The organism is Bradyrhizobium sp. 179 (genome assembly GCF_023073535.1).
GTDB lineage: Bacteria > Pseudomonadota > Alphaproteobacteria > Rhizobiales > Xanthobacteraceae > Bradyrhizobium.
In genome coordinates, this window is the sequence record NZ_JADPJR010000005.1 from 40,312 (window position 1) to 66,703 (window position 26,392).

The 26,392-nt window shown below is 63.5% G+C and carries 26 protein-coding genes and 1 pseudogene; 22 read left to right on the forward strand and 5 right to left on the reverse strand.

The features are described 5' to 3' along the window. Positions 1-6 precede the first annotated feature (6 nt). The 9 genes from mce to IVB12_RS00985 all read left to right on the forward strand — a co-directional run bounded on the left by mce (position 7) and on the right by IVB12_RS00985 (position 8,157). Complete coding sequence (gene mce, locus IVB12_RS00945; RefSeq protein WP_247294709.1) at positions 7-411, forward strand: methylmalonyl-CoA epimerase; 405 nt, start codon at positions 7-9, stop codon at positions 409-411. 9 nt (positions 412-420) lie between these two features. After that, positions 421-696, forward strand: a complete 276-nt coding sequence (locus IVB12_RS00950) for a DUF1467 family protein (protein ID WP_247294711.1) — start codon at positions 421-423, stop codon at positions 694-696. A 270-nt stretch (positions 697-966) separates the two neighbouring features. Continuing rightward, a complete protein-coding gene (locus IVB12_RS00955; RefSeq protein ID WP_247294713.1) occupies positions 967-1,281 on the forward strand; it encodes a hypothetical protein in 315 nt (104 codons plus the stop codon). Between the two features lie 35 nt (positions 1,282-1,316). Beyond that, positions 1,317-2,615, forward strand: a complete 1,299-nt coding sequence (mtnK, locus tag IVB12_RS00960; protein ID WP_247294714.1) for an S-methyl-5-thioribose kinase — start codon at positions 1,317-1,319, stop codon at positions 2,613-2,615. Between the two features lie 149 nt (positions 2,616-2,764). After that, positions 2,765-4,351, forward strand: a complete 1,587-nt coding sequence (locus tag IVB12_RS00965; protein ID WP_247294839.1) for an ABC transporter substrate-binding protein — start codon at positions 2,765-2,767, stop codon at positions 4,349-4,351. A gap of 60 nt (positions 4,352-4,411) precedes the next feature. After that, the gene (locus IVB12_RS00970; RefSeq protein WP_247294715.1) at positions 4,412-5,347 is read left to right on the forward strand and encodes an ABC transporter permease; all 936 of its coding nucleotides are present in this window, start codon (positions 4,412-4,414) and stop codon (positions 5,345-5,347) included. After that, positions 5,344-6,165: an ABC transporter permease gene (locus IVB12_RS00975; protein ID WP_247294718.1), complete on the forward strand. Its 822-nt coding sequence runs from the start codon at positions 5,344-5,346 to the stop codon at positions 6,163-6,165. The genes IVB12_RS00970 and IVB12_RS00975 overlap by 4 nt, the downstream gene beginning before the upstream one ends. Next, positions 6,162-7,142 (forward strand): ABC transporter ATP-binding protein, encoded by a 981-nt coding sequence (locus tag IVB12_RS00980; protein ID WP_247294720.1) that lies wholly within the window; start codon positions 6,162-6,164, stop codon positions 7,140-7,142. Before IVB12_RS00975 ends, IVB12_RS00980 begins: the two co-directional genes overlap by 4 nt. Beyond that, positions 7,135-8,157, forward strand: coding sequence for an oligopeptide/dipeptide ABC transporter ATP-binding protein (locus IVB12_RS00985; protein WP_247294722.1), 1,023 nt, complete (start codon positions 7,135-7,137; stop codon positions 8,155-8,157). The genes IVB12_RS00980 and IVB12_RS00985 overlap by 8 nt, the downstream gene beginning before the upstream one ends. Before the next feature lie 87 nt (positions 8,158-8,244). Here the strand turns inward: IVB12_RS00985 and IVB12_RS00990 are convergent, their stop codons facing one another. Then, on the reverse strand, positions 8,245-9,144 hold the full coding sequence (locus IVB12_RS00990) for a LysR family transcriptional regulator (RefSeq protein ID WP_247294724.1): 900 nt from the start codon (positions 9,142-9,144) through the stop codon (positions 8,245-8,247). 118 nt (positions 9,145-9,262) lie between these two features. On the opposite strand from IVB12_RS00990, the gene IVB12_RS00995 reads away from it, so the two are divergent. From IVB12_RS00995 to IVB12_RS01015, 5 genes are all read left to right on the forward strand, one after another. Then, positions 9,263-10,009, forward strand: coding sequence for an SDR family oxidoreductase (locus IVB12_RS00995; protein ID WP_247294727.1), 747 nt, complete (start codon positions 9,263-9,265; stop codon positions 10,007-10,009). A 3-nt stretch (positions 10,010-10,012) separates the two neighbouring features. Then, positions 10,013-11,095, forward strand: a complete 1,083-nt coding sequence (locus tag IVB12_RS01000) for an arabinose transporter (protein WP_346658477.1) — start codon at positions 10,013-10,015, stop codon at positions 11,093-11,095. Positions 11,096-11,213: 118 nt separating this feature from the next. Then, positions 11,214-11,993, forward strand: coding sequence for a carboxymuconolactone decarboxylase family protein (locus IVB12_RS01005; RefSeq protein ID WP_247294729.1), 780 nt, complete (start codon positions 11,214-11,216; stop codon positions 11,991-11,993). A gap of 11 nt (positions 11,994-12,004) precedes the next feature. Continuing rightward, on the forward strand, positions 12,005-12,235 hold the full coding sequence (locus tag IVB12_RS01010; RefSeq protein WP_247294731.1) for a tautomerase family protein: 231 nt from the start codon (positions 12,005-12,007) through the stop codon (positions 12,233-12,235). A 115-nt stretch (positions 12,236-12,350) separates the two neighbouring features. Next, positions 12,351-12,746 carry a cupin domain-containing protein gene (locus tag IVB12_RS01015; protein ID WP_247294841.1) on the forward strand — a complete coding sequence of 132 codons (396 nt, stop codon included), beginning with the start codon at positions 12,351-12,353 and terminating at the stop codon, positions 12,744-12,746. Positions 12,747-12,882: 136 nt separating this feature from the next. Here the strand turns inward: IVB12_RS01015 and IVB12_RS01020 are convergent, their stop codons facing one another. After that, positions 12,883-13,509 (reverse strand): LysR family transcriptional regulator, encoded by a 627-nt coding sequence (locus IVB12_RS01020; RefSeq protein ID WP_247294732.1) that lies wholly within the window; start codon positions 13,507-13,509, stop codon positions 12,883-12,885. Positions 13,510-13,636: 127 nt separating this feature from the next. On the opposite strand from IVB12_RS01020, the gene IVB12_RS01025 reads away from it, so the two are divergent. Continuing rightward, on the forward strand, positions 13,637-14,029 hold the full coding sequence (locus tag IVB12_RS01025) for a RidA family protein (protein ID WP_247294733.1): 393 nt from the start codon (positions 13,637-13,639) through the stop codon (positions 14,027-14,029). 47 nt (positions 14,030-14,076) lie between these two features. After that, positions 14,077-14,777: pseudogene (locus IVB12_RS01030) on the forward strand (L-2-amino-thiazoline-4-carboxylic acid hydrolase). Positions 14,778-15,104: 327 nt separating this feature from the next. On the opposite strand, the gene IVB12_RS01035 reads toward IVB12_RS01030, so the two are convergent. The 3 genes from IVB12_RS01035 to IVB12_RS01045 are packed head-to-tail and all read right to left on the reverse strand — an operon-like array spanning position 15,105 to position 18,677. Beyond that, positions 15,105-16,133 carry an ABC transporter permease gene (locus tag IVB12_RS01035; protein WP_247275908.1) on the reverse strand — a complete coding sequence of 343 codons (1,029 nt, stop codon included), beginning with the start codon at positions 16,131-16,133 and terminating at the stop codon, positions 15,105-15,107. A 12-nt stretch (positions 16,134-16,145) separates the two neighbouring features. Next, positions 16,146-17,648 (reverse strand): sugar ABC transporter ATP-binding protein, encoded by a 1,503-nt coding sequence (locus IVB12_RS01040; protein WP_247294736.1) that lies wholly within the window; start codon positions 17,646-17,648, stop codon positions 16,146-16,148. Between the two features lie 6 nt (positions 17,649-17,654). After that, a complete protein-coding gene (locus IVB12_RS01045; RefSeq protein ID WP_247294739.1) occupies positions 17,655-18,677 on the reverse strand; it encodes a sugar ABC transporter substrate-binding protein in 1,023 nt (340 codons plus the stop codon). Between the two features lie 799 nt (positions 18,678-19,476). Here IVB12_RS01045 and IVB12_RS01050 point away from each other — a divergent pair. The 6 genes from IVB12_RS01050 to proS all read left to right on the forward strand — a co-directional run bounded on the left by IVB12_RS01050 (position 19,477) and on the right by proS (position 26,348). Further along, entirely contained in the window at positions 19,477-19,851 is a 375-nt protein-coding gene (locus tag IVB12_RS01050; RefSeq protein WP_247294741.1) for a DUF2946 family protein, read from the forward strand. 90 nt (positions 19,852-19,941) lie between these two features. Further along, entirely contained in the window at positions 19,942-22,158 is a 2,217-nt protein-coding gene (locus IVB12_RS01055) for a TonB-dependent receptor (protein ID WP_247294743.1), read from the forward strand. Positions 22,159-22,221: 63 nt separating this feature from the next. Next, positions 22,222-22,755, forward strand: a complete 534-nt coding sequence (locus IVB12_RS01060; RefSeq protein WP_247294745.1) for a copper chaperone PCu(A)C — start codon at positions 22,222-22,224, stop codon at positions 22,753-22,755. Positions 22,756-22,784: 29 nt separating this feature from the next. Further along, complete coding sequence (locus IVB12_RS01065; RefSeq protein WP_247294747.1) at positions 22,785-23,303, forward strand: YcnI family protein; 519 nt, start codon at positions 22,785-22,787, stop codon at positions 23,301-23,303. Then, positions 23,303-24,865, forward strand: coding sequence for a CopD family protein (locus IVB12_RS01070; RefSeq protein WP_247294749.1), 1,563 nt, complete (start codon positions 23,303-23,305; stop codon positions 24,863-24,865). The genes IVB12_RS01065 and IVB12_RS01070 overlap by 1 nt, the downstream gene beginning before the upstream one ends. A gap of 163 nt (positions 24,866-25,028) precedes the next feature. Beyond that, on the forward strand, positions 25,029-26,348 hold the full coding sequence (gene proS / locus IVB12_RS01075; RefSeq protein ID WP_247294751.1) for a proline--tRNA ligase: 1,320 nt from the start codon (positions 25,029-25,031) through the stop codon (positions 26,346-26,348). Positions 26,349-26,392: the final 44 nt, after the last annotated feature.

Below are 26,392 nucleotides of genomic sequence, written 5' to 3' on the forward strand. Positions count from 1 at the left end.
GGGAAGATGCTGGGCCGGCTCAACCATGTGGCGATCGCGACCAAGGACGCCGTCAAGGCCGCCAAGATCTATGGCGCGGCGTTCGGGGCGCAGATCTCGGAAGCCGTCGCGCTGCCCGAGCATGGCGTCACCACCGTATTCGTGACGCTGCCCAACACCAAGATCGAGTTCATCGAGCCCTATGGCGAGGCCTCGCCGATCGCCAAATTCCTCGAGCGCAACGCCGACGGCGGCATTCATCATGTCTGCTACGAGGTCGTCGACATCATCGCCTCGCGCGACACCTTGGTGAAGGAGGGCGCGCGCGTGCTCGGCGACGGTGTGCCCAAGATCGGCGCCCACGGCAAGCCGGTGCTGTTCCTGCACCCCAAGGATTTTTCCGGCGCGCTGGTCGAGATCGAGCAGGCATAAGGCCGCCCTATGGCCATCCAGATATCGACCGCCATCGCGATCTACTTCGTCATCTGGTGGGTCGCGCTGTTCCTGACGCTGCCGTTCGGCGTGCGCAGCCAGCATGAGGACGGCGTCGGTGCGCCCGGCACCGATCCCGGCGCGCCGGTCCTGACGCGGATGGGACGCAAGCTGATCTGGACCACGATCATCTCGGCGATCATCTATGCGCTAGGCATGATGGCGTATCATGCCGGCTATCTGTCGATCGAGCGCCTGTCGAAGATGATGGGAATGCCGTTCTAGCTATCTCTCAACCGAGCGGGACTACCGCGTCCTGTGAGCGGTTTCCGTGCGGCCCATTCTTCGAGACGCCCGCCGTTGGCGGGCCCTCAGGATGAGGACAGAGTGCGCGGCAGCAGTTCCAACGAGCGCCGATGTCCGTTAGCTTCATCCCGAGGAGACCGCGAAGCGGTCGTCTCGAAGGGGAGGCGTGCGCGCTCGTCTTGCCTAAAAATTTTGTGCTTTTTTATTGGGGTCAAAAGGACTTTTCAGCGGGTCGTTATTGCGCTTCTGGTGCTGATCGTCGCCGGTCTCGGTGCCGTCGGCTATGTCGAATGGAAGATGGCGGTGCAGGTGCGCACCCTGAAGGCGTTCGTCGAGGGCTACGTCTTCAACGAAGCCGTGATGGCTTGCGAGCAGGCCAAGAGCTCGACGCCGTTCAAATGGAACGGCGGCAAGAGCACTTCGGTGATCGGCCTGAACTCGGTCAAGCTCGACAAATACACCGTCAGCGCCAGCTACACCCTGGTGGCGGATAGCGTCTATTGTGATTACGATCCGATCAAAAGAAAGGCCGAGATCGGCTCGAGCTTCCTGGAGCGGGAGTAACGATCCGGCCATGCCAAACATGGGATGGGATCGTCATGGTCGAGGCGCAGGCGGGGGATTACCGGATTCTGCATGAGGCGGCGTTGCGGGATTATCTCGCAGGCCTGCCGGAGCTTAGGGCACTGCTCGGCGGCGAGCCGCCATCCTGGGCGATCACCGAGGTCGGCGACGGCAATCTCAACCTCGTCTTTATCGTCAAGGGCAACCGCGGCGGCATCGCCGTGAAGCAGGCGCTGCCCTATGTTCGGCTCGTCGGCGAGAGCTGGCCGCTGCCGCTGTCGCGGGCTCATTACGAATACCTGGCGCTGTCGAAGCAGGCCCAGCTCGCGCCCGGCCTCGTGCCGGCGCTGCTGCATCACAACGAGGCGCTGGCGCTCACGATGATGGAGCTGCTCGAGCCCCACATCATCATGCGCAAGGGGTTGGTCGCGGCAACGCAATATCCGCGCTTTGTCGACGACATCACCACCTTCATGGCGAGGACCTTGTTCTTCACCTCCGACCTTGCGCTCTCCGCGGCCGAGAAGAAGCAGGGCATCGCCGCCTTCGCCGGCAATCATGCGCTGTGCAAGATCACCGAGGACCTGATCTTCACCGATCCCTACCGCATCGCTGAGCAGAACCGCTGGACCGCGCCGTATCTCGACGGCCTGGCGGCAAGCCTCCGCGATGACATGGACCTGCATGTGGCGATCTCCCGCCTCAAGCTGAAGTTCATGGCAAGCCCCGAGGCGCTGATTCACGGCGACCTCCACACCGGCTCGATCATGGTGACGGAGAGCGAGACGCGTGTGATCGACCCCGAATTCGCGTTCTACGGCCCGATCGGGTTCGACGTCGGGGCCGTGCTCGCCAACCTCCTGATGGCCTATTTCGCCTCCGCCGGCCACGAGCGCTCGCCGGGCGAGCGCGCCGCATTCGAGGCCTGGGTGCTGGAGACGGTCGAGCAGGTCTGGCGCGAGTTCGCCCGCAAATTCCTCGACCTCTGGCGCGCCGGAGCCGGAGGCGATGCCTATCCCGTCTCGCTCTTTGCCGGCGAGCAGGGCGCCGCACGGCTAGAAGCCGAGCGGCAGGCCTACATGCAGCGCCTGTTCGCCGACGCGGTCGGCTTCGCAGCCGCAAAAATCATCCGCCGCATCTTCGGGCTCGCCCACAACATCGATTTCGAGCTGATCGCGGACCCGCGCACGCGGGCGATCAGCGAAGCCCGCGCCGTACGGCTGGCGCGGGCGATGATGGTGGAGGCGGGGGCGTTTGCAGCTATCGGCGACGTCACCAGTGCAGCGCGGAAACTGCGCGACTGGCAGCCGGAGTTCGCCGTCGGCCAGGCGTGACGAATTTGGACCCGGTCGGCGATCCGGCTTCACCTCTCCCACGGGAGAGGTGAAGCCCGCATAGGTCATTCCTTCAAGGCGCTTGCATTCGACATGCTGTGAATGGTCAACTCGCCGATCAGAGCACGCCTACATTCGGGGGACACATGATGTTCAGGACAATGGCGATCGTTGCTGGCTTGGGACTGGCGCTTGCCGCCACGGCGGAGGCCCAGACACCGCGCAAGGGCGGAACCATCCGCATGACCGCGCCCTATGGCTCGAGTTTCACTAGCCTGGACATTCACACGACGCAGCGCGCCCAGGACGAGATCTACGCCAAGGCTCTGCACCGGTCGCTCTACATCTGGAATTCCACGGAAGGCAAGCCGGTTCTGGAGCTTGCCAAGGAGCACGTGGTCTCCGGCGGAGGCCTCGTTCACACCTTCAAGCTGCGGGACGACGCGTATTTCCACAATGGCCGCAAGATGACGGCTGACGACGTCATCTGGTCCTACAATCGGATCATGGACGGCACCAAGGCCTATCCCGGCGCGCGCTTCGTGCGTGTGATCGAGGGCGCGGCCGCGGTCGAGAAGGGAGAGGCCAAAGAGATCTCCGGCCTGAAGAAGATCGACGACTTCACCCTCGAAATGAAGCTGACCGAGAAGGTCGATCCGGGCTTTTACTTCTTTAACGCGCTGACCTCGATCTATCCCGCCGACGAGGGCGCCAAGGAAAGCTTCATCCAGAAGCCGATCGGTCTTGGACCCTTCAAGTTCGTCGAGCACGTGCCGGGATCGCGCATCGTCCTGGAGCGGTGGGACCGGTTCTACAAGCCCGGCAAGCCCTATGCCGACAAGCTCATCGTGTCGATCATGGGCGAGGCCGCGGCCCGCGATGTCGCTTTCCGCAACAAGGAGATCGACACGTCCGTGCTCGGGCCCGCGCAATATGTCGCCTATCAGGCCGACCCTGGCCTCAAGGGCACCATCGTCGAAGTCGCCGAGGTCTTCACCCGTCACATGGGAATGAATCCGACCTTCAAGCCGTTCGCCGACAAGCGCGTCCGGCAGGCGATCAACCACGCGATTGATACCGACCTGATCATCAACAAGCTGGTCAAGGGCAAGGCCTATCGCGCCACGAGCTGGCTGCCTCTGACCTCGCCGCTCTACGACAAGGCGATGAAGCCCTATGCCTTCGATCCCGCGAAGGCAAAGCAGTTGCTTGCGGACGCCGGCTATCCCACCGGCTTTGAGTTCGAATGGACGACCAGTCAAAACGAAAGCTGGGGTCTGCCGATCGTCGAGGCCATCATCCCGATGCTGGACCGCGTCGGCGTCAAGGTGAAGGTCAAGCAGGTCGAGACCGCGGTGCTGGCGGAGGTGATCCGCAAGGGCGACTTCCAGGCCTATGTCTATTCCATGGCGACAGGCCCGGATCCCCAGGCGGCGCTGAAATGCTTCTACTCGTCGACGCCGCAATCAGCGTGCAATTACACGTCCTTCAAAAACGCGGATTTCGACAAGCTGATCGACGAGGCCGGACAGGCCGACGACGATGCAAAACGCGACCAATTGCTCCGGAAGGCCAATGCCCTGCTCTATGAAGAGGCTCCGGTCTGGTTCTTCAACTACAACAAGGCGGTCATGGCGGTGCAGCCGTGGCTGAAGGGGATTCAGCTGAATGCGACGGAACTGACCCATCAAAACGTCGAGGACCTCTGGGTGGACGAGACATCGCCCGCCAAGTGACCCGCGCTCTCACCCTTCCTCGATCGCAGGAAGCGACGGAGGGAGGGAGGAACAGTTGCAATGCTCGCCTTCCTGATCCGTCGAATCCTGCAAACCGTTCCGACCGTGCTGGCCGTGGTGCTGGTGGTCTTCGTCCTGTTCAGCGTGGTGCCTGGCAGCATCGTATCGAGCATGAGCGATGACGGCCGCGGTGCAGCCGACCCGCAGGTCGTGGAGCGCATGAAGAAGCAGCTCGGCCTCGACGATCCCGTCTACATGCGCTTTGGCGCCTACATCGGCAAGCTTGCGACAGGTGATCTGGGGACGTCGTTCCGGACCCGCGAGCCGATCACGACCATGATCGCAAAACGGATGTGGCCGACGGTGCAATTGATATTCGCAGCCTTGACGTTTGCGATCGCGATCGGCGTTCCGCTCGGCTTTGTCGCAGCCTTGCGACCAGGCGGCATCGTCGACACGGTCTCCATGGTCGTCGCGGTGTCGGGCCTTTCAATGGCCAAATTCTGGCTCGGGCTGCTGTTGATGTACCTGTTCGCCTTGAAGCTTGGCTGGCTGCCGAGCTTCGGCTATGGCGACGGCAGCCTCAAATATCTGATCCTGCCGGCCGTGACGCTCGGCGTCTCGCCGATGGCGCTGCTGGCCCGGACGACGCGCGCCGCGGTGCTCGAGATCATGACCGCCGATTTTGTCCGCACCGCGCGCTCCAAGGGCATGAGCGAGACGCGTGTCGTGAAGTGGCACGTGATGCGCAACGCTCTCGTCCTGATTCTCACGACAATGGGCCTGCAATTCGGCGCGTTGATGGGGCAAGCCGTCGTCGTCGAGAAATTGTTCTCATGGCCGGGCATCGGCTCGCTGCTGGTCGACAGTGTCCTCCAACGCGATATTCCGGCCGTCCAGGGCTCAATTCTCGTGGTGGTGCTGTTCTTTCTCGCGCTCAATTTGCTGATCGACGTGCTCTACGGCGTGATCGATCCCAGGATCAGATACGCATGAAGCTCCGCGCCAATCTCGTCATCGGCGGCGCGTTGTTCGCGCTTGCGATCCTGGTCGGCCTGCTCGCGCCATGGCTGGCGCACACCGATCCCGTCATGGACGCCAACCTCATGAATGCAGAGGAGGCGCCGAGCTGGACCTGGTGGTTCGGCACCGACGGGCAGGGCCGCGACATCTACTCCCGCGTCGTGTATGGCGCGCGCGTCTCGCTGACGGTCGGCATCGTCTCCCAGCTCATCAACAGCGTCATCGGCGTGGCACTGGGCCTCAGCGCCGGCTATTGGGGCGGCTGGTGGGACGATGTCGTCAACGCCCTGACCAACCTCATGCTCGCGATCCCGTCGCTGATCTTCGCGCTGGCAATCATGGCGGTGCTTGGACCCGGCCTGACCAGCCTGCTCATCGCGCTCGGCTTGACCAACTGGTCCTTCTCCTGCCGGATCGCACGGGCCTCGGCGCTGTCGCTGAGGAGCCAGGGCTATGTGCAGGCCGCAACCGTGCTCGGCTACGGCGATATGCGCATCATGATCACGCAGCTGCTGCCCAACATGCTCGGACCGATTGTCGTCATCGGCACGCTCGGCATGGGCAGTGCGGTCCTGTCCGAAGCCGCATTGTCGTTCCTCGGCCTCGGCGTGCGTCCGCCGTTTCCGAGCTGGGGCAGCATGTTGTCGGAAGCCCGCGACCAGATCACGACGGCGCCGTGGCTCTCGGTTTTCCCGGGCCTTGCCATCTTCCTGACGGTGCTCGGCCTCAATTTGCTTGGCGACGGCCTGCGCGACATTCTCGATCCGCAGTCGCGGAGCCGGCGCACATGACGGGCTCGCCGCTGATCGAAGTCGAGGATCTGCGCATCGATCTCAACGACGGATCCCGCAAGGTCCCCGCAGTCGAGGGCGTTTCGTTCCGCATCGATCGTGGCGAGACCTTCGGTCTTGTCGGTGAATCCGGCTGCGGCAAGAGCATCACGGCGCTTGCTCTGATCGGCCTGCTGCGGCCGCCATTGTCGATCGGGGGCGGCGTCATCCGCTTCGAGGGGCGGGAGATCCAGCACCTTTCCGCCGCCAAACAGCGGGCGCTGCGCGGCAACCGCATCGCCATGATCTTCCAGGAGCCGATGACGGCCCTGAACCCGGTCTCGCCTGTGGGCCGACAGATCGCCGAGATGTTCGTGCTGCACAAGGGCAAGAGCTGGCGGGAAGCCAATCAGCTGGCGGTGGATGCACTGGCGAGCGTCCGCGTCCCCGCGCCCGAGCGGCGCGTGAAGGATTACCCGCACCAGCTCTCGGGCGGCATGCGGCAACGCGTGATGATCGCCATCGCGCTGGCCTGCGGTCCTGATCTCCTGATTGCAGACGAGCCGACCACCGCGCTCGACGTGACCGTGCAGGCGGAGATCATCGAGCTGATGCGCAATCTATGCGCCGAGCGGGGGACGGCCATCCTGATGATCAGCCACGATCTCGGCCTGGTCGCCAATGTCTGCCGCCGCGTTGCCGTCATGTATGCCGGCCGCATCGTCGAGGAGCGCGGCTCGGCGGATATTTTCCGCTCGCCCTCGCACCCCTATACGCAAGGCCTCGTCGCCTCGCTGCCCCGGCTCGGCAGTCGCGCTGCGCTTGGCCGGACCAGGCTCAAGGAGATCGCGGGCGTCGTTCCCGCGATCACAAGCTTCCCGGACGGATGCCGGTTCAATCCGCGCTGCGCGCAGGCGACCGATATTTGCCGAACCACTGCGCCGGGGACGGATTTGCTGGGCGCCGGCGGTCTGGTGAGGTGTCACCATCATGCATGAGCCACAGGGGAGGCCGGACGACGATCTCATTCTCAGCGTCGAGGATCTCGCAGTCCATTTTCCGCTGCGGGGCGGCTTGCTAGGCCGCGAAAGACGGCTGCTCCGTGCCGTCGACGGTGTCGATCTCAGCTTGAGGCGCGGCGAATGCCTCGGCCTCGTCGGCGAGTCCGGCTCGGGCAAATCGACGATTGCGCTCTCGATCCTCGGTCTCCTGACACCGACGCGCGGCCGCATCGTGCTGGACGGGCAGGTCGTCACGAACAGGCAGTCCGCGGACCGCAAGGCGCTGGCTCGCATCGTGCAGATCGTGTTCCAGGATCCCTACGCCTCGCTCAATCCGCGCCAGACCGTTCGCCGCACGCTCGAAGATCCCTTGCGCGTCCATGGCGTGACCGCGAAAAGCGAGATCGAGGATCGCGTCGCGACGATGCTGCGGCATGTGGGACTGCGGCCCGAACAGGCTGACCGCTACCCGCATGAATTCTCGGGCGGCCAACGTCAGCGCATCGGCATTGCGCGGGCGCTGATCCTCAATCCCAGGATTGTCATCTGCGACGAACCGGTCTCGGCGCTCGATGTCTCAATCCGCGCCCAGATCATCAATCTCTTGCTGGAATTGAAGGAGACACTCGGTCTGTCCTACATCATGATCAGCCATGACCTCGGCGTCGTCGAGCACATGAGCGACCGCGTCGCCGTGATGTATCTCGGCCGCATCGTCGAGAATGGCCACTGGCGCGAGATTTTTGAACGGCCGGCGCATCCCTATACGCAGGCCCTGATCGCCGCCATCCCCGATCCCTTGCGCCACGCCCCGCTGGCGACCACGGGCGGTGACCTGCCCAATCCGCTCAATCCCCCGGACGGATGCGCGTTCAGCCCGCGCTGTCGTTACGCCGAAGCGGTGTGCCGGAGCGAGCCGGGGCCGGCGCTGGAGACGCGGCCGGACGGGCACGCGGTGAGGTGCTGGCGAGCTGACGAGATCGCCTATCAGACGTCATTGGCCGCGACGTAGCAGCTTGCTCAATGTCCGCTTCGACCCGAAAGCGACGGAATGGCTTTGTTGCCGCGAAGTGATGCAATGGGCCAAGAGGGATCAGCCCTATTTGCCACGATATCTGAGAGCGTCCGCCAGCAGCGTAAACGCCGGCGAGGGTTGCCGCCGGCTCGGATAGTATAGATGATAGCCAGAGAACGGCGGACACCAATCCGCCAGTACGCGAAGCAGCCGGCCTTGCGATACGTACGGCTGCACGTGTCCCTCAGTCAGGTAGGCGAGGCCTAGACCCTTCAACGCGCCATCGAGAAGGAGACCGGCGCTGTTGAATACCAGCTGCCCCTCGACCCGCACATTGAGCTCGCGCCCATTCTTCTCGAACTCCCAAGCGTAGAGGCTGCCGCCGTGCGTCGGCAGGCGCAGGTTGAGACAGTTGTGTTGAGTCAGGTCCTGCGGCGTTTTCGGCCGCTTGCGATCGACGAAGTACGATGGCGAGCCGACGACGGCCATTCGGAGATCGGGGCTGACGCGCACGGCGATCATGTCCTTGGCGACGAGCTCCCCGGGGCGGATGCCGGCATCGACCTGCTGTGCCACGATGTTGGTCAGCCCGTAGTCGATGATGACCTCGACATGGATGTCGGGGTACTTAGGCAGGAGCTTCCCAAGCGCCGGCAGAAGGATCTCGGCGGCAGCGTATTCGGTAGCCGTCAGCCGAACGGTTCCAGCAGGCTTCTCCCGCAATTTGCCCAGCTCGGCGAGATCTGCATCCATCTCGGTGAACTTGGGGCCGACACTTAGGAACAGCCGTTCCCCGGCTTGTGTCGGGGTGACGCTGCGCGTCGTCCGGTTCAACAATCGAACCCCGAGCCGCTCCTCTAGGCCACGGACGATCTGGCTGAGCGCGGACTGCGTCATGCCCAGCTTCGCCGCCGCGCGCGTGAAATTGCGTTCCCTCGCGACAGCGAGAAAGGCGATGAGGTCGCTTGCGTCGTCCCGATTCATCCATAAGCCTGCCTAATGACTGCATTCACAATTTATCACCTAATCGCGCGGGCGAGGAAGGCCTAGGTTCTGATCAGCCATCGAGCCGCAGCACGGCTCCAGAAGAAGGCAAGGACCTATGACAGACGGAATCAAGCACAAGATCGTCGTGGTGACCGGAGCGAGCAGCGGGCTAGGCGAGGCCACTGCGCGGCTCCTGTCGGCGCAGGGCGCGACTGTCGTGCTCGGCGCCCGGCGGGCGGATCGCCTCCAGGCGCTCGCGAACGAGATCGAGGCGCGCGGCGGGAACGCGCATGCTCTGGAAACGGATGTGACCCGCCGAGAACAGGTGAAGGCACTTGTCGACTCTGCAGTGCAGACCTACGGCCGCATCGACGTCATGATCAACAATGCCGGTCTGATGCCGCAGGCTCCGCTCGAGCAACTGAACGTCGACGAGTGGGACCGGATGATCGACGTCAACCTCAAAGGAGTGACGTACGGCATCGCCGCCGCGCTTCCGCACATGCAGCGGCAGAAGTCGGGTCATTTCGTCAACGTGTCGTCCGTCGCGGGACACAAGGTCGGACCCGGCTTCGCCGTCTACGCGGCGACGAAGTTCGCCGTCCGCGCGCTGTCGGAAGGCCTGCGGCAGGAGGTGAAGCCTTACAACATCCGGACGACGGTGATCTCGCCGGGTGCGGTGGCGACCGAGCTCCTGAATACGATCTCGGACCCCGCGGCAGCGGCGGGAATCCGCTCGTTCTATGATCAGGTGGCAGTGCCCGCAGAATCGTTCGCGAGGGCCGTTGCGTTCGCGCTGAGCCAGCCTGCGGAAGTCGACATCAACGAGATCCTCTACAGGCCGACCAGGCAGGAGCTCTGAGGCATGTCGATCGCAGCCACGCAGCAGCCTGTCTCGGCGCCCGGAGTCACGGCCACGCTGCTCCCGATCATGGGTGTCGTCTTCGTCGCCTTCCTCGTCATCGGCGTGGCCATGCCCGTGCTTCCTCTTCACGTGCACGATGGGCTGGGTCTCGGCACGTTCGTGGTGGGCCTCGTCGCCGGAAGCCAGTTCGCCGCATCGTTGATCTCCCGGCCGTGGGCCGGTCACTTCTCTGACGCGCGGGGAGCCAAGCGTGGGGTCGTCGCCGGCCTGCTGGCGGCGGCCGCCGCGGGGCTGCTGTATTTGCTGTCGCTTGGCTTCAGCGGGTCTCCGTTGCTCTCGGTCGCGATCCTCCTCTTGGGCCGTGGGCTCCTCGGCGGAGCGGAAAGCTTCATCATCACGGCCGCGGTGAGCTGGGGGCTGGCGCTCGCCCATTCCGGCAACACCGGTAAGGTCATTGCCTGGGTCGGATCGCCCATGTTCGCAGCCTTCGCGATCGGCGCCCCTGCCGGCTCCGCGCTATATGCGGCCCACGGCTTCGCGGCGATCTCGCTCGCGACCACATTGGCGCCGCTCGTCGCTCTGCCGCTGGTCGCTCTGCTCCCGGCGGTCGCGCCGGAGAAGCACGCGCGCGCCTCCTTCGTCGAAGTGATCGGTGCAGTCTGGGTGCCAGGTCTGGGCTCGGCACTCGGCTCCGTGGGCTTTGGCGCAGTCACCACGTTCGTCGCCCTGCTGTTCGCGACGAGGGGATGGGCCAACGGATGGTCCGCCTACACCACGTATGCGATCGCCTTCATCCTGGCCCGCGTGTTCTTCAGCCATCTGGCCGACAGGATCGGCGGAGCGAAAGTCGCGCTGGTCTGCGCGGCGATCGAGGCCGTCGGCCAGGCGCTGATCTGGCTGGCCGTTCGTCCGGAGATGGCCCTCGCCGGCGCTGCGCTCACCGGCTTCGGCTTCTCGCTGGTCTATCCCGGCTTCGGCGTGGAGGCGGTCCGTTGCCGGCGCAGAGCCGTGGCCTCGCCATGGGCGCCTACACCGGTTTCCTCGATCTCGCCCAGGGTCTCGCCAGCCCTGCGCTCGGATTGATCGCGGCCGGAGGGAGACTGAACGCTCTGTTTCTCGTCAGTTCGGCGACCGTGCTGTGCGCGTCGCTCGTCGCTTGGTGGCTGATCGCGAACCCGATGACATCGGAAGGATCCCTACAATGAGAACGCTCGCCGCGACTTTGATCTCACTCTGCCTGTTCGCCGTCGCGGCCGCGGCGCAGGCACCCCACCAAGGAGCAAACGGCATGCCCAAGCCCGAAGACATCCGCGCCGTCGCGCCGGCCCTCGAAGGGTATGCGCAGAAATTCATCGTCGACGACCTGTGGAAGCGAACGGGCCTCTCCCGTCGCGACCGCGGCATCGTCACGGTTGCCGCGTTGATCGCCCGCGACCAAATCGTCGAACTGCCGCACTACCTGGCCCTCGCGCTCGACAGCGGCGTGAAGGCGTCGGAGATATCGGAGATCATCACCCACTTGGCGTTCTACACGGGCTGGGCGAACGCGATGGATGCGATCCCGGCGGCCAGGGAAGTGTTCAAGAGCCGCAACATCGGAGCCGACCAGCTCCCGCCGGCCTTAGGACCGCAGCTCTCGCTCGACGAGGCGGCGGAGAAGCAGCGGGCCACGCGCGTCGGAGAGCAGTTCGGGCAAACCACGCCAAGCCTCGTCGAGTACACGACAGACGTGCTGTTCCGGGATCTCTGGCTCCGGCCGGCTCTCGCTCCCCGCGACCGCAGCCTCGTCACCGTGAGCGCTCTCATCGCGACCGGTCAGGTCGCGCAGATCGCCTATCACCTGAACCGCGCGATGGACAACGGGTTGACGCGGGAGGAAGCCGGCGAGGTGCTCGGCCATCTCGCCTTCTACGCCGGCTGGCCCAACGCATTCTCCGCAGCGCCGGTCGTCAAGGACGTCATCGAGAAGCGTCCACACTGAGGAATCCAGCAATGCCACACGTCATCGTCAAACTCTATTCGGGCAAAAGCCAACTCCAGAAGCAAGCCCTTGCGCAAGCGGTCGCCGAAGCGGTCACTGGCGCGCTCTGCTACGGAGAGGAATCCGTTTCCGTCGGCATCGAGGACGTCGAGCCGAAACACTGGACCGAAAAGGTCTACAACCCCGACATCATTGCCAAGCCGGACACCATCTACAAGAAGCCCGGGTACGACCCTCGATGAGCGAAGGCGTGAGATGATCACACGTCGGAACGTACTCGTCAGCGGCGCCGTCGCTGTTACCATCGGAGTTCACCGGGCGCTCTCGTCCGAAACACAGAAGGAATCTCAAATGGATATCGACATCAAACGAAACGGCTCGCGTCCCTCCCAAAAGGGACCGGAAGACTGGTTCACTGGGACGGTCCGGATCGACCCGCTGTTCCAGGCTCCCGATCCGGCCCGAGTAGGAGCTGGCCAGGTCACGTTCGAGCCCGGCGCTCGGACAGCCTGGCACACGCATCCCCTAGGTCAGACCCTAATTGTGACCGCCGGGCTTGGGTGGGTGCAGCGTGAGGGCGGTGCGATCGAGGAGATTCGGCCCGGCGACGTTGTCTGGTTTCCTCCCGGACTGAAGCACTGGCATGGCGCTTCACCGACGACGGCAATGACCCACATTGCGATCCAGGAATCCGTTGGCGGCAAGAATGTTGATTGGTTGGAAAAGGTGAGGGACGACCAGTATCGGAAATGATGGCAGGCGCCGTCCCCTTCGCATCAGTTTAGACCGACGCAGCGGGGACTTGCCGGCCGGTTGATGGCCGTTTTGCTAGAAGAAACACCGGCGCCGCGGTCGCTTGACGCCGAGTTGTTGCGGCTTTGCGGTCGCCTCAACTCCTGATGCTGCCGACCAAGCGCGGGGGTGTATTCGAAAGTGCGTGCTCGGCCAGCAAGGCGCGCAGCCATTCGCGGAAGCTCACGATCTCGGGGCAATCCGCGGTGCCTTCAGGCGCGACGAGCCAATCACCCAGTCCCGATCCCTCATCCATCCGCTCGCAGCGATAGCCCGGATGGTGGCCAAGACCGCGAGCGATCAGCAAGTCGACCTTGCCCTCGACCAGCTCGTGCAGGCCGGCGGGCTGCAGCACCCGCAAACCGATATCTGGATGCGCGCTGCGAAACTCCGCCAATGCGAGGCGGCGCAGGTCGATGCTGCCATGAACGCCCAATTGTAGCAGCACTGCACCTGCCGGCTTCAATTGCGAGGTCGCCTCGGCGATGTGGCGAAAGCCTTCGGATATCCCCGGTAGATAGGCCCGGCCGGCCGCGGTGAGGATGAGTTGCTTATGCAGCCGCTCGAACAGGCGTACGCCGAGGCGCGCCTCCAGCGCCTTCACCTGCTGCCCCACGGCGGCGGGCGTTACGTGCAGCTCGTGCGCGGCGAATTTGAAGCTGAGATGCCGCGCGGCGGCTTCGAATGCGCGGAGCGCGTTGAGCGGTGGAAGGATGTAAGTCATTGCTGCCCAGTTTGTCACTGAATGGCTGCGTGCTTGCAATAGATTTTCTTGCGCTGAACCGCCGCAATAGTGCTTTGCGCCGCGGCGTTGCCGCCGGATAGGGTCGGCCGCAACACGGAGAGACCCCATGCCGCAAGTTCACGTCGTCACCCACAATCCCGCAACGGTCCACGCTCCAGCCGGCGGCTACAGCATGGGACTTGAACTGAAGCAGCATCGCCGCCTCTTGTTCATCAGCGGCCAGGTGCCAGAGAGATCGGACGGCACCGTGCCCGAAGGTTTCGAGGCGCAATGCGAGCAGGCCTGGCGCAACGTCAGGGAAGTGCTCGCCGCTGCGGGTCTGGGCGTCGAGCATCTGGTCAAGGTCACCACGTTCCTGACCGACCGCAACCAGGTCGTGCCCAACCGCACTATTCGTCGGGCGGTGCTCGGGGAGCACCAACCCGCGCTGACGGTCGTGATCGTCGAGACCGTTGACAGCAAATGGCTGCTGGAGATCGAGGCGATCGCCGCAGAATGAAACCGGCGTCGCCCACATTGCAATGAGCCAATCATATCGGGTGTCCAATGGCTGAGATCCATCCTTTCTACGAGACGCATCGGGACGCAATGGAAGCCGCCATGCGGCATCGCCTCGACCTTGCCGATGCGATATTGCGCGAGCGCGCGCGACTATCCGACATCGAGAAGATCAGGCAGGAAGTCATGGACGAATTCGAAATCGTGCTGACCCAAATGCCCTATGTCGGCGGCGCGGCCAGCCGCATGAGTGATTTCTTCATGCGTCTCACGGGTTTTATGGCCATCAGTCGGGTGCTCCGGCGCCACGGTGTGCCGGTCCCGGTGATCGGGGAGATCGAACGGGAAACCCACAAGGCGCAATTGCTCACCGTGTCAGAGGCGGAACGCCTTGCCTCGGGACGACAATTCCTGTCGTCCGAGAACCAAGCTCTGCTGCGCGAGCAGGCGGCAAGGAGCGTCACGGAAAGCCATCAGAGGGAGTTTCCGGAGGACTTCGTCTACGATTTCGTAGAGCCGGATCCAGGAGACACCTTCGAATTCGGCATCAACTACAAGGCCTGTGGCTTCTGCAAGCTCGCAGCGCGCCACGGCGACAAGGACATCCTGCCGAACATTTGCGGGCTTGATTTCGACGCCTATGCCACGAAGGCATCCGCCTGGAAAGGACGCAAACGTTGGCCGGCGGTGCGAGCCATTGCAATTTCCGCTTCTCGCGGCTGCCGTCGGATACGGAGGCCGAGAGTTAGGACGCGTTCCCTGGCTTCGCGATTGAGACGATCCAGGATTCCTCTGCTGCCTTCACATCGTCATTGCGAGCGCAGCGAAGCAATCCGGAATCTTTCCGCGGTGACAGTCTGGATCGCCTCGCTCCGCTCGCAATCACGGGAGCAGGCACCGCCTCTCGGAGCCGCCGGCCATCGTGACATCATGCCCCTGTTTTGCCCGACGAGTCAAATCCACTTCGCAAAATCCGCAATGCCGCAATGCCGCGAAGCCGCCGGCAAGTCATTGATTTCGCTGGCCCCGGCTACTGTGCATGGGGTTGTTTTCGCTGTTTTCCTTTTGAAGGCCGTCTACTCCGCGGCTTTTTCCCTCAGTCGCTGCGCATAGACGTTAATGACCAGCGCCGCCAGCAGGATCAGGCCGCGGATCAGGATCTTCAAAAAACTGTCGATGTTGACGTGGTCGAGCCCGTTATTGAGAACACCAAGAACGAAAAGCCCGACGATGGTGTTGCCGATCCCGCCGCGGCCGCCGAACAGGCTGGTGCCGCCGACAACGACGGCGGCGATGGAGTCGAGCAGGTAGGTGTCGAATTCGTTCTGCTGCGCGCTGCCGAAATGGGCAACGCCGAGCATGCCGCCAAGGCCGGAGCAGACCGCCGAGATCACCATGACCGCGCCGAGGATCAGCTTGACGTTGAGGCCGGAATATTCGGCCGCCTCGCGATTGCCTCCGACCATGTAGACGTAGCGGCCGAAGCGCGTGTAGGTCAGCACCAGATGCCCGCCGAGCAGCATGATGGCGGCGACGATGACGATCCAGGGGATGCCACCGATCGAGCCCGAGCCGAGCGTCGTGATCAGGCTCGGCACCTTGTAAGCGATCTGGCCGCGCACCAGGAGCGCCGAGATGCCGGCCGCGATCTGCATCATCGCCAGCGTCATGATGAAGGAGGGGATGCCGATCACGGTCAGCCCCAGCGCATTGACGAGGCCGAGCAGCGCGCAGAGCAGGATCGACAGGATGATGGCGACCGCGCCGGGCAGCGGCACATTCGCGATGTTGACGTAGGATTCCTGGAGCGTGAAATAGGCGACCGCGATGCCGGTGACGTTGGCGATGCTGGCGATCGAGAGGTCGATCTCGGCGCAGAGGATCACGAAGGTGAGGCCGACCGCGATGATGCCTGTCACCGACACTTGCGTGAGGATGTTGCCGAGATTGTCGAGCGTCGCGAAGGAGGGGCTGGCGAAGGCGAAGAAGCCGGACAGGAAAATCAGCGTCAGGAATGGCGCGATGTTGCGCATCTGCGAGCGCAGGAAGGGCGCAAGTCCCCGCGCTCGAGCAGCCGCCGCCGGAACCGTGTCACTGCTCGCCATGGTGCTTCTCCGTCACGCCGCTTCCAGCAGGCGGTCCTTGCTGACCGGCTCGTTCCTGAATTCCCGCACCAATGCGCCGCGCTTGAGCACGAGGATGCGGTCGGCCAGCGACAGCACCGTTTCCGGCTCGGTCGACAGCACGATGACGGCAAGCCCCTTGGCACGGAGGTCGCGGACGATGTTGATGACGTCGTTCTTGGCGCCGACATCCATGCCGCGGGTCGGCTCGCACAGCACCAGAAGCTTGGGCGGATAGGTCAGCCATTTCGCCAGCGCTACCTTCTGCTGGTTGCCGCCGGAGAGCATGCCGAGGTCGAGGCCGACCACGGGCGGTCTGATCTGCAATTGCTCGACCTGGCGCCTTGCGATATCGCGCTCCTGCGCCGGCTTGAGCAGCAGCGCCGAGATGCGATCCAAAATGCTGATCGAGATGTTCTTGTAGACCGGCTCCTGGTGAAACAGCATGTCGCGCCGGCTCTCGGGCACCAGCGCGACGCCGGCGCGCCGCGCCGCCGCCGTGCTGGCGAAGGTCTTTGGTGTGCCCTCGACGGCGAGCGTGCCGCTGTCCGGCTTCAGCTTGCCGAACAGGATGCGCGACAGCTCCTGCTGGCCGCAGCCCATGAAGCCGTAGATGCCGAGCACCTCGCCGGCGCGGGCCTCGAACGAGACATCCTGAAGGCTGCGCGCGAGGGAGAGCTGGTCGACCTTCAGGACGACCGGGCTGTCGCTCGGCCGCGGCAGCATCAAATCGTCAGTGTAGCTATGCTCGAGCGTTTCGCCGCCGCGGCCGATCATGGCCTCGATCAGCGCGCCCTTGCTGGTCGCGGCGCTGGCGGTCTCCGCGACCTTCCGCCCGTTGCGGAAGACGGTCACCGTGTCGGACACGCGCAGAATGTCCTCGATGAAATGCGAGATGAAGACGATCGCAGTGCCTTCCTCGCGCAGACGCCGGAGCGTTGTGAACAGCCGCTCGACCTCGGGTGGAGAGAGGGCGGAGGTCGGCTCGTCCAGGATGACGATGCGAGCGCCCGAGAACAGCACGCGAGCGATCTCGATCAACTGCTGGAGCCCAATCGGGAGGTCCCCAAGCCGCGACATCGGGTCGACGTCGATGCCGAAGCGGGCGAGCTGCTCGCCCGCTTCGCGCGCCATCCGCCGCCATTGCACCAGGCCGAACCGGTTGACCGGCTGGTTGCCCAGAAAGACGTTCTCCGCAACCGTGAGGTCGGGCGCAACGCTGAGCTCCTGGTGCACCATGGCGATGCCGGCCGCATGGGCATCGCGCGCCGAGCGGAAATGCGTTTGCGCCCCGTCAACCAGGAAGCGGCCGGAGAATTCGGTGTGCACGCCGGCGATGATCTTCATCAGCGTGCTTTTGCCGGCGCCGTTCTCGCCGACGAGACCATGGATCTCGCCGGGAAGAAGCGCGAAGTCGACACCACGAAGCGCTTCGACGCCGCCGAAGCTCTTCGTGATGCCCTTCAGTTCCAGGATGGGCTGATGTCCCGCAGGCATGGAGGCTCAGATCAGGAAGTGATCCTGCATCCATTGCATCCCGGCGGCATTGGCCTTGGTCACGACCGGGCCGTCGGTGACGACGTTCTTCGGGATTCCCTGTCCGCTCTTCTCGCCGCCGACCACGGCCGATACGCCTGCAATGATGGCGCCGCCATGGATGCGGCACGACGGATTGCGCACGGTCGCGAACATGCGACCCTCGCTCACCGCCTGGATCGCCGGCGGCATGGCATCGACGCCGCCAATCAGGATGTTGGTGCGGTTGCGGGCCTTCATGATGTTGTAGGCGGCGAGCGCCATGTCGTCATTGTGGAAGAACGCAGCGTCGATCTGCGGATATTTGGTGAGATAGGTCTCCCAGAGGCGGGCGGTCTTGGAGACGTCCCAGTCGGCCGGTTGGGTGTCGAGCACCTCGATGCCAGGGAATTGCTTGACCACCGAGTTAAAACCCTTGGCGCGTCCTTGTGCGCCGGTGTGGCCGAGCGCACCCTGCGTCATGATGATCTTGCCCTTGCCGCCCATCGCGTTGCACAGCGCCTGCGTTACCGAGGCGCCCATGAACTCGTTGTCGGGGGCAAGGAAGGAGTGGACATTGATCTGGTCGAGCGGCGCAATCAGCGTGTCCATGTCGATGACGGGCGTGCCGGCGTCGATCATCTTCTGCACGGGCTGGGTGAGGGTGCCGATGCCGAAGGCCTGAATCGCGACGAAATCCCATTTCTGCGAGGCCATGTTGTCGATCGCGGCGCGCTGCTTGACCGCGTCGAGCTGACCATCGAACCAAGTCACCTCGACATTGAACAGCTTGCCCCAGAACTCCGCGGCCTGCTTGCCCTGCGCGCACCAGGTGGCCTGGAGGCCCGCGTTGGAGAAGGCCGCTTTCAGCGGTTTCTCGCTTCGTCCGACTTCGGCTGCAAGTGCTGGGTTTATGCCCATGCTGCCGAGGATGGCAGTCGCGGCGCCGGCGGTCGCTGCCGCCTGAAGAAGATCGCGCCTCGTCGTCGAAAAATCTTTCGTCCCGGACATCGCTCGCTCCCGTAAAATATTATCGTCGGCGCGTCATTGAATGCGCGACCGATGTCCGAAAGTGTCTCACAAGAGCTGATGCCACTCAATCTGCAATCAATCGCTGGATCGCAGCATCAGCGTCTGCCCCGATCATCAGCGTGAGCATCGATCCCATCACGAGCTCGCTGCCTATCGAGCGGAACGTCGCCCCACGTTTCGGGATACTCTTCGAACAAACGCCGATAGACCCAGCGGCGTCAGATTTCTCGCAGCGCGACGCCACCAGCTCGAACCTCCGTTGGACGGATTGGCGGACGCGCTCATTGGCATCGAAACCATGGGCAAATAAAATGCGGGCAAAAAAAAGCGGGGCCCTGGCCCCGCTCAAAAATTGTGTCGACCCTATTATCCCCGATTCTAAGATTTGCTCTTGATTGACGGGGCGACGCTGCGTTTTGCGCGCCAGGGGCTCCTCCCGAGACTTGGACCACCAGGCTTCGACCTCACGGCCAGCCTGAGCAAGAGGGATGCTAGATCAACTTTTCTCACTTGTCATCATTTTCGGCAACGAATGTTCAAAATTCGAGCATGTAACGAAATGATCGGGCTCATATCCCTGTAAATGTATGGGAAATAACAGGAATTTTTGGATGAGGGAGGTGGCTTGACTTGCCTCAATGCCGGACCCCTGGCGCCCCGGGCAGGGTGCTCCCGACCACTTCGAGATGTTTTCGCTAGGCCAACAAGGCGGCGGAACCGACCTCGACTCGGGGCTTGGGGCGGTGTTTAGTTAGGGGACGAACGAACGGTTCGGCGGATGCGCGCGCGCTTGCAAAAATTCCTACCCGTTGTCCTGCTCGCCCTGGCGATGCAGGTGCTGGCGCCGATTGCCGCCTGCTTGGCGGCCGGCCAGGCCGTTGCCGATCCGCTGTCCGCCGGCGTCATCTGCCACAGCGGGGGTGAGCAGGGGGGCCTGAACGATCAGTCCGGCAGCCCCACCGCGCACACCGGCGCGTGCGCGCTGTGTTGCTTGGCGCAGGCCAACGCCTCGCTCGATTCGGCGCCCCAAGTTGGGCTCTCCATCCCCTTCCGTCACGCCAAGCGCGTGGCATGGCACGCCTTGGACATATCCGTCGTTGCTGCCGATAGGGGCTTTGGCGCCCAGGCGCGCGCGCCCCCTCAATTTTCCTGACCCGCGACGAACTTGCGCTCGGTGCGGCTTGCTGATGCCGCATCTCGCTTCGCAACAGATCGGCTGCGTGCCGCTGTCAGGAAATGTCCCATGCCTTGTCTTCGTTCTTTGCGGAGTGTGCACGCGCGCTGCATTCTGCTCGCGTCCGTATCGATTTTGGCTTTTCCACACACTTCGGGTGCCCAGGTAAGTCGGTCGGAACTTCCCTCGGTTATTGTTGAAGCTCCACAGCAAAAGCGCGCGGCTCGGGTCCGGCCTCAGCGCGACGCGGTGCGATCAGCGCGTGTGGCGCGAAGCGCACGACCGGCTGGCCTGCCGCAGCAAGCCGCGAGCGTGCAAGGCGCCAGGGTCCCTGGGTCCCTGACGGTGCTGACCGCGCAACAAGCGCTGACGGAAATCAACCAGACGCCGGGCGGCGTAGCGCTCGTAACGGCGGAATCTTACAGGAATTCGACGCCCGCCAACACGATCAAGGACGTGCTGGACTACGTGCCTGGCGTGTTCGCCCAGCCTAAATGGGGTGACGACACGCGGCTCTCGATTCGCGGATCGGGCCTGTCGCGCAACTTCCACCTTCGCGGCGTCCAACTCTACATGGACGGCATCCCGATCAGCACTGCCGACGGCTATGGCGATTTCCAGGAGATTGATCCTACTGCCTACAAATATGTCGAAGTCTACAAGGGCGGGAACGCACTCCAGTTCGGCGCGAATTCCCTCGGGGGCGCCATCAACTTTGTAACTCCGTCGGGCCGCGATTCATTTCCGAACGGCGTGTCTTTCGACGTCGGAGGTTTCGGCTTCAAGCGGCTTCAGGCGAACGCAGGCGGCGCGAACGGGCCGTGGGACGGTTTCGTGACCGCTTCCACGCAGGCCGCTGATGGATTTCGCGATCATAGCTTCGGCTCGAGCAATCGCTTGAGCGGCAATTTCGGCTATCAATTCTCTCCGGACGTTGAGACACGGTTTTACCTCAACGCCAACGAGGTGCGGCAGCGGATCCCTGGTACCGTGACCAAGGCGTCTGCCTTGACCGATCCGGAGGCTGCCGCTCCGGCGAACGTTGCCATGGATCAGCAGCGTAATATCGATACAGTCAGGTTGGCCAACAAGACGACCGTCCGCTTCGATGACACCAAGCTTGAATTCGGCGCCTTCGGGCTCGACCGCCATCTGATGCATCCGATTTTCCAGTGGCTGGACTACCGCTACAAGGACTATGGAGGCTTCGCGAAGGTCACGGATGACCGCACCATCGGCGGTTTTCGCAACAGACTGGTCGCGGGTGTCTACGTATTGAATGGTAGCATCGCCAATCAGCAGTTTGCCAATCTTGCCGGTCAGAAGGGCAGGCTGCTTTCTTCCTCGATCGATCGCTCGGAGAACGCCTCCGTTTATGTTGAAGACAGCTTCTACTTCCTTCCGGGTGTCGCAATGATAGCCGGTACCCAGTTTCTGTACGCAACTCGCAATCGGCAGGATCGCTTCCTCGGCGACGGAGATCAATCGGGAGCAACGCGGTTCAATCTCTGGTCGCCGAAGGCAGGCCTCCTGTGGCAAATCGATCCAACATGGCAAGCTTTCGCAAATGTCTCGCGAAGTGCCGAGGTGCCGAGCTTCGGTGAGAGCTCGATTGGTCCCGGCATTCCAACCATCCCGTTCACCAGCATCCGCGCACAGATCGCGACCACGTACGAAGTCGGAACGCGCATGAGGCGGCCGGATTATGCCTGGGAGCTCACCGCCTATCGCGCCAATATTCGCGATGAGCTGCAATGCCTCTATAGCGCGTTCGGGAATTGCAACGTGACCAATGCCGACCGGACGCTTCACCAGGGAATCGAGGCCGGGGCAGGTGCAGCAATCTTTCGCGACATCTTCGTCAATGGCTCCGCGCCGGACAAGGTCTGGCTTAACGTCTCTTACACGTTCAACGACTTCCGTTTCGACCGCGACCCTGTCTTTGGGGACAATCAATTGCCGGGCGCGCCCCGTCATTACCTGCGCGCAGAGCTCCTCTACAAGCATCCGACGGGTCTCTATGTCGGCCCCAACGTCGAATGGGTGCCACAAGGCTATTTTGTCGATAGCATGAACACGCTCAAGACAGAGCCTTATGCGCTGTTGGGATTGAAAGCCGGGTTCGACAATGGCGGTCCGCTATCCGCCTATGTCGAGGGACGCAATCTCACCAACAAGACCTACATTGCTAGCGCGAGCATCATCGATCGGGCAACGGCGACGTCACCCTTGTTCGAGCCGGGCACCGGGCGGGCGGTATACGCCGGAATAAGGTATCGATGGTGACGCACCAAATAGCAAATGACCACGGACGTCTCCGCCAGAGTAATCATCAATGAGGCTATCGAAATGAAGAAAGTGAAGCAGACTCTCCTCACAATCGCGCTGCTGCTGGGCGGCTGCGCCGTTGCATCGGCCGACGACGTCAAGGCCGGCGATCTCGTGATCTCGCAAGCCTGGAGCCGGGCGACGCCGGGCGGCGCCAAGGTCGCGGGCGGCTATCTCACCATCGAGAACAAGGGGGCGGCGGCCGACAGGCTGGTCAGCGCTTCCGCGGACCTCGCGGGGAAGACCGAGATTCACGAGATGGCGATGGACAATGGCGTGATGAAGATGCGCCCGCTGGACAAGGGGCTCGTCATTGATCCCGGCAAGACCGTGAGGCTTGCGCCCGGCGGCAATCATTTGATGCTCCAGGAGCTGAAGGGCGCGTTCAAGCAGGGCGACAAGGTGCCAGTGACGCTTCAGTTCGAGAAGGCCGGCAAAGTCGCAGTCTCCCTCGACGTGCAGGGCGTCGGCGCGCAGGCGCCGGGCGATGCCGAGCATTCAGGTCATATGGACATGAAGAAAATGCCGGATCACTCGGGGATGAAGATGAAATGAGACGGATCCGAACTCTCGGGAGGCTGAACATGTCGAAGCTATTCCGCCTGATCCTGATTGCTGCGTTCGCCGCCTCGCCGGCGGCGGCGCACGTGTCGCTCGAGACCAAGCAAGCCACGGTGGGTGCGTCTTACAAGGCTGTCTTCACAGTGCCCCATGGTTGTGCGGGTTCGCCCACGGTGAAGATCCGCGTGCAGATTCCGGAAGGGGTGATCGCGGTGAAGCCGATGCCGAAGGCAGGCTGGACCATCGATGTCGTCGAAGGCAAATATGCCAGCGAATATGACTATCACGGCAATAAGGTCTCGTCCGGCGTCAAGGAGGTCGCGTGGGCCGGCGGCAAGCTGCCGGACAAGAACTATGACGAGTTCGTCATGCATACGGTCCTAACCGACAAGCTCAAGCCGAACACGACGTTGTATTTCCCCGTTGTCCAGGAATGCGAGACCGGTGTCAGCCGTTGGATCGAGATCCCGGCTGAGGGGGCCGGGCATTCGCAGGAGGGCAAGTCGCCCGCCCCGGGTGTGAAGCTGCTGCCGAAACCCTGATGCGCCTGCTCGCCGCGCTCGCGACGCTGCTCCTGGTCATCGGCTTTGCGACCGGGGCCTCGGCGCATGCGGCACTCATCTCGGCCGAGCCGGCGAGCGGCAGCAGGCTCATGGCCGCGCCGGAGGCTGTGATGCTGCGTTTCAACGAGGCCGTCACGCCCGGCGCGATCCGGCTGATCGATGGCGCGGGCAGGACGCGGGACGATCTGCGCATCGACGCGTCGGGGGAGGCCATTTCGGTTGCGATGCCGCCGGACCTGCCGCAGGGTACGGCGGTCTTCAGCTATCGCGTGATTTCGCAGGACGGCCATCCCGTGGCCGGATCGGTGATCTTCTCGATCGGCATGCCGACGGGGACGAAGCCTCTCGCGAATACGGATAGCGGGTTGAGCATACTCATCTGGCTGGCGCGGGTTGGTCTTTACATCGGGCTGTTTGTTGGTGTCGGCGGTGTGTTGTTCGCGCACTGGATCGCGTGGTCGACGACCAGCATGATCGTGCCGCGCGTGGCACTCGCGATCGGCCTTCCGAGCGCGGTGATGTCCCTCGGTGCGCTGGGTCTCGATCTTCTCGGCCTGCCACCGGCAGCTCTTGCGACGGCCGCGCCTTGGAAAGTCGCATTCGCGACCAGCGCCGGCCCCGCCTTGCTGGTCGCCGTCGCTGCGATGCTGCTGGCCCTGATGGCGCTGCGTGCTGCCTGGTACGCGCGCGCTCTTGCGTTCATCGCGTTCATCGGCGTCGGCCTGTCACTGGCCACGACCGGGCACGCCGCAACGGCGCCACCCGAAATGTTGACGCGGCCGGCGGTCTTCCTCCACGGTCTCGGCGTCGCGTTCTGGATCGGGGCGCTGGCGCCGCTCGTTGTGCTGGTGTCGAAGCCGGCGGCCACGGCCTTGCCTGTCGTAAACCGCTTCTCCCGAATCGCCGTGCTGGCCGTCGCCACGCTGGCCCTGACCGGCCTTGGGCTCGCTTTCGTCCAGCTCGAAAGGCTTTCAGCGTTGGTCGAGACCCGCTATGGCCTCATCCTTTCAATCAAGCTCGCGCTGGTCCTCATGCTGCTCGCACTCGCCGCGCTCAACCGCTTTCACCTGAGCCCGGCGCTGGCGAGCGATCACGAGGCCGCGTCCGCCCTCAAGCGCTCGATCCTGTTCGAATGCGCGATCGCACTCGTCATCTTCGCGGTCGTCGCCGGCTGGCGCTTCACGCCGCCGCCGCGGACCATGCTTCCCGGGGCGCCGCTCGCGATCCACGTCCACAGCGACAAGGCAATGTTCCAAGTCCTGGTCTCGCCGGGCAAGGCCGGTGTCGATGACTTCGTGGTCCAGCTCATGACCGGCGAGGGGACGCCGCTCGCGGCTAAGGAGGTGACGTTGACCTTGAGCCTGCCCGAGCGCGGCATCGAGCCGATGGAACGGGGTACCTCGCTGGAGCCGGACGGCTATTGGCATGTGCGCAAGGTCGAACTGCCCTTCGCTGGCCGCTGGCATATCCGTATCGATGCACTGGTGAGCGACTTCGAGAGCATTACGCTGGAGGATGAACTCGAGGTGGCGCCGCCCTAGGCTCGCCGGCTTTGCTGGCATGCTGCTCCTCAAGCCAAACCTGAGGTCAACGGAAAATGACAGGAATTCCGCCGCGTTAGCGGCTTTTCCTCACTCGCGGTCTTGTGTTTTCGCTCCCAATCCGGTTTCACTGCAACCCGTCACTGATTCCTAGAGTGTTGCCATGCGGTTGTCGCGATTCTTTCTGCCCATCCTGAAGGAAAATCCGAAAGAAGCCGAGATTGTCTCGCATCGGCTGATGCTGCGCGCCGGAATGATCCGGCAGGAGGCCGCCGGCATCTATGCCTGGCTGCCGCTTGGCTTCCGCGTGCTCAAGAAGATCGAGCAGATCGTGCGCGAGGAGCAGGACCGCTCGGGCGCGATCGAGGTGCTGATGCCGACGCTCCAGCTCGCCGACCTCTGGCGCGAGAGCGGCCGCTACGATGCCTATGGTCCGGAGATGCTGCGCATTGCCGACCGCCACAAGCGCGAGCTGCTGTACGGACCGACCAACGAGGAAATGATCACCGAGATCTTCCGCGCCTATGTGAAGTCCTACAAGAACCTGCCGCTCAATCTCTATCATATTCAATGGAAATTCCGCGACGAGCAGCGTCCACGGTTCGGTGTGATGCGCGGCCGCGAATTCCTGATGAAGGACGCATACTCCTTCGACCTCAACGAGGCGGCGGCGCGGGTCGCCTACAACAAGATGTTCGTCGCCTATTTGCGAACCTTCGCACGGATGGGGCTGAAGGCGATCCCAATGCGCGCCGAGACCGGCCCGATCGGCGGCGATCTCAGCCACGAGTTCATAGTGCTGGCAGAGACCGGCGAATCCGGCGTCTTCATCAATCGCGACGTGCTGGACCTGCCGGTGCCGGGCGAGGACGTCAATTATGAGGGCGATCTGACGCCGATCATCAAGCAGTGGACCTCGCTGTATGCTGCTACCGAGGACGTTCACGATTCCGCGCGGTTCGAGCAGGAGGTGCCCGCGGACAAGCGAGTGAACACCCGTGGCATCGAGGTCGGCCAGATCTTCTACTTCGGCACTAAATATTCCGAACCGATGAAGGCGCTGGTCGCCGGTCCCGACGGCGTCGAGGTGCCGATCCATGGCGGCTCCTACGGTGTCGGCGTCTCGCGCCTGCTTGGCGCCATCATCGAGGCCTGCCATGACGATGCCGGCATCAAATGGCCGGAAGCCGTCGCCCCGTTCCGCGCCGTGGTGCTCAACCTCAAGCAGGGCGATGCCGCGGTCGATGCGGCCTGCGAGAAGCTCTATGAGGAGCTCACCGCCAAGGGCGTGGATGTCCTCTATGACGATACCGACCAGCGTGCCGGCGCCAAATTCGCCGCCGCCGACCTGATCGGCATCCCCTGGCAGATCATGATCGGACCGAAGGGGCTTGCTGACGGCAAGGTCGAGATCAAGCGGCGAGCCGACGGCGCACGCGAGACCATGTCGCCTGCGGACGCGGTCGCCCGCCTAGTCGGCTGAATATTGTTCATCGCGCGATATCGCGGCCGCCAATCCGGCCACAA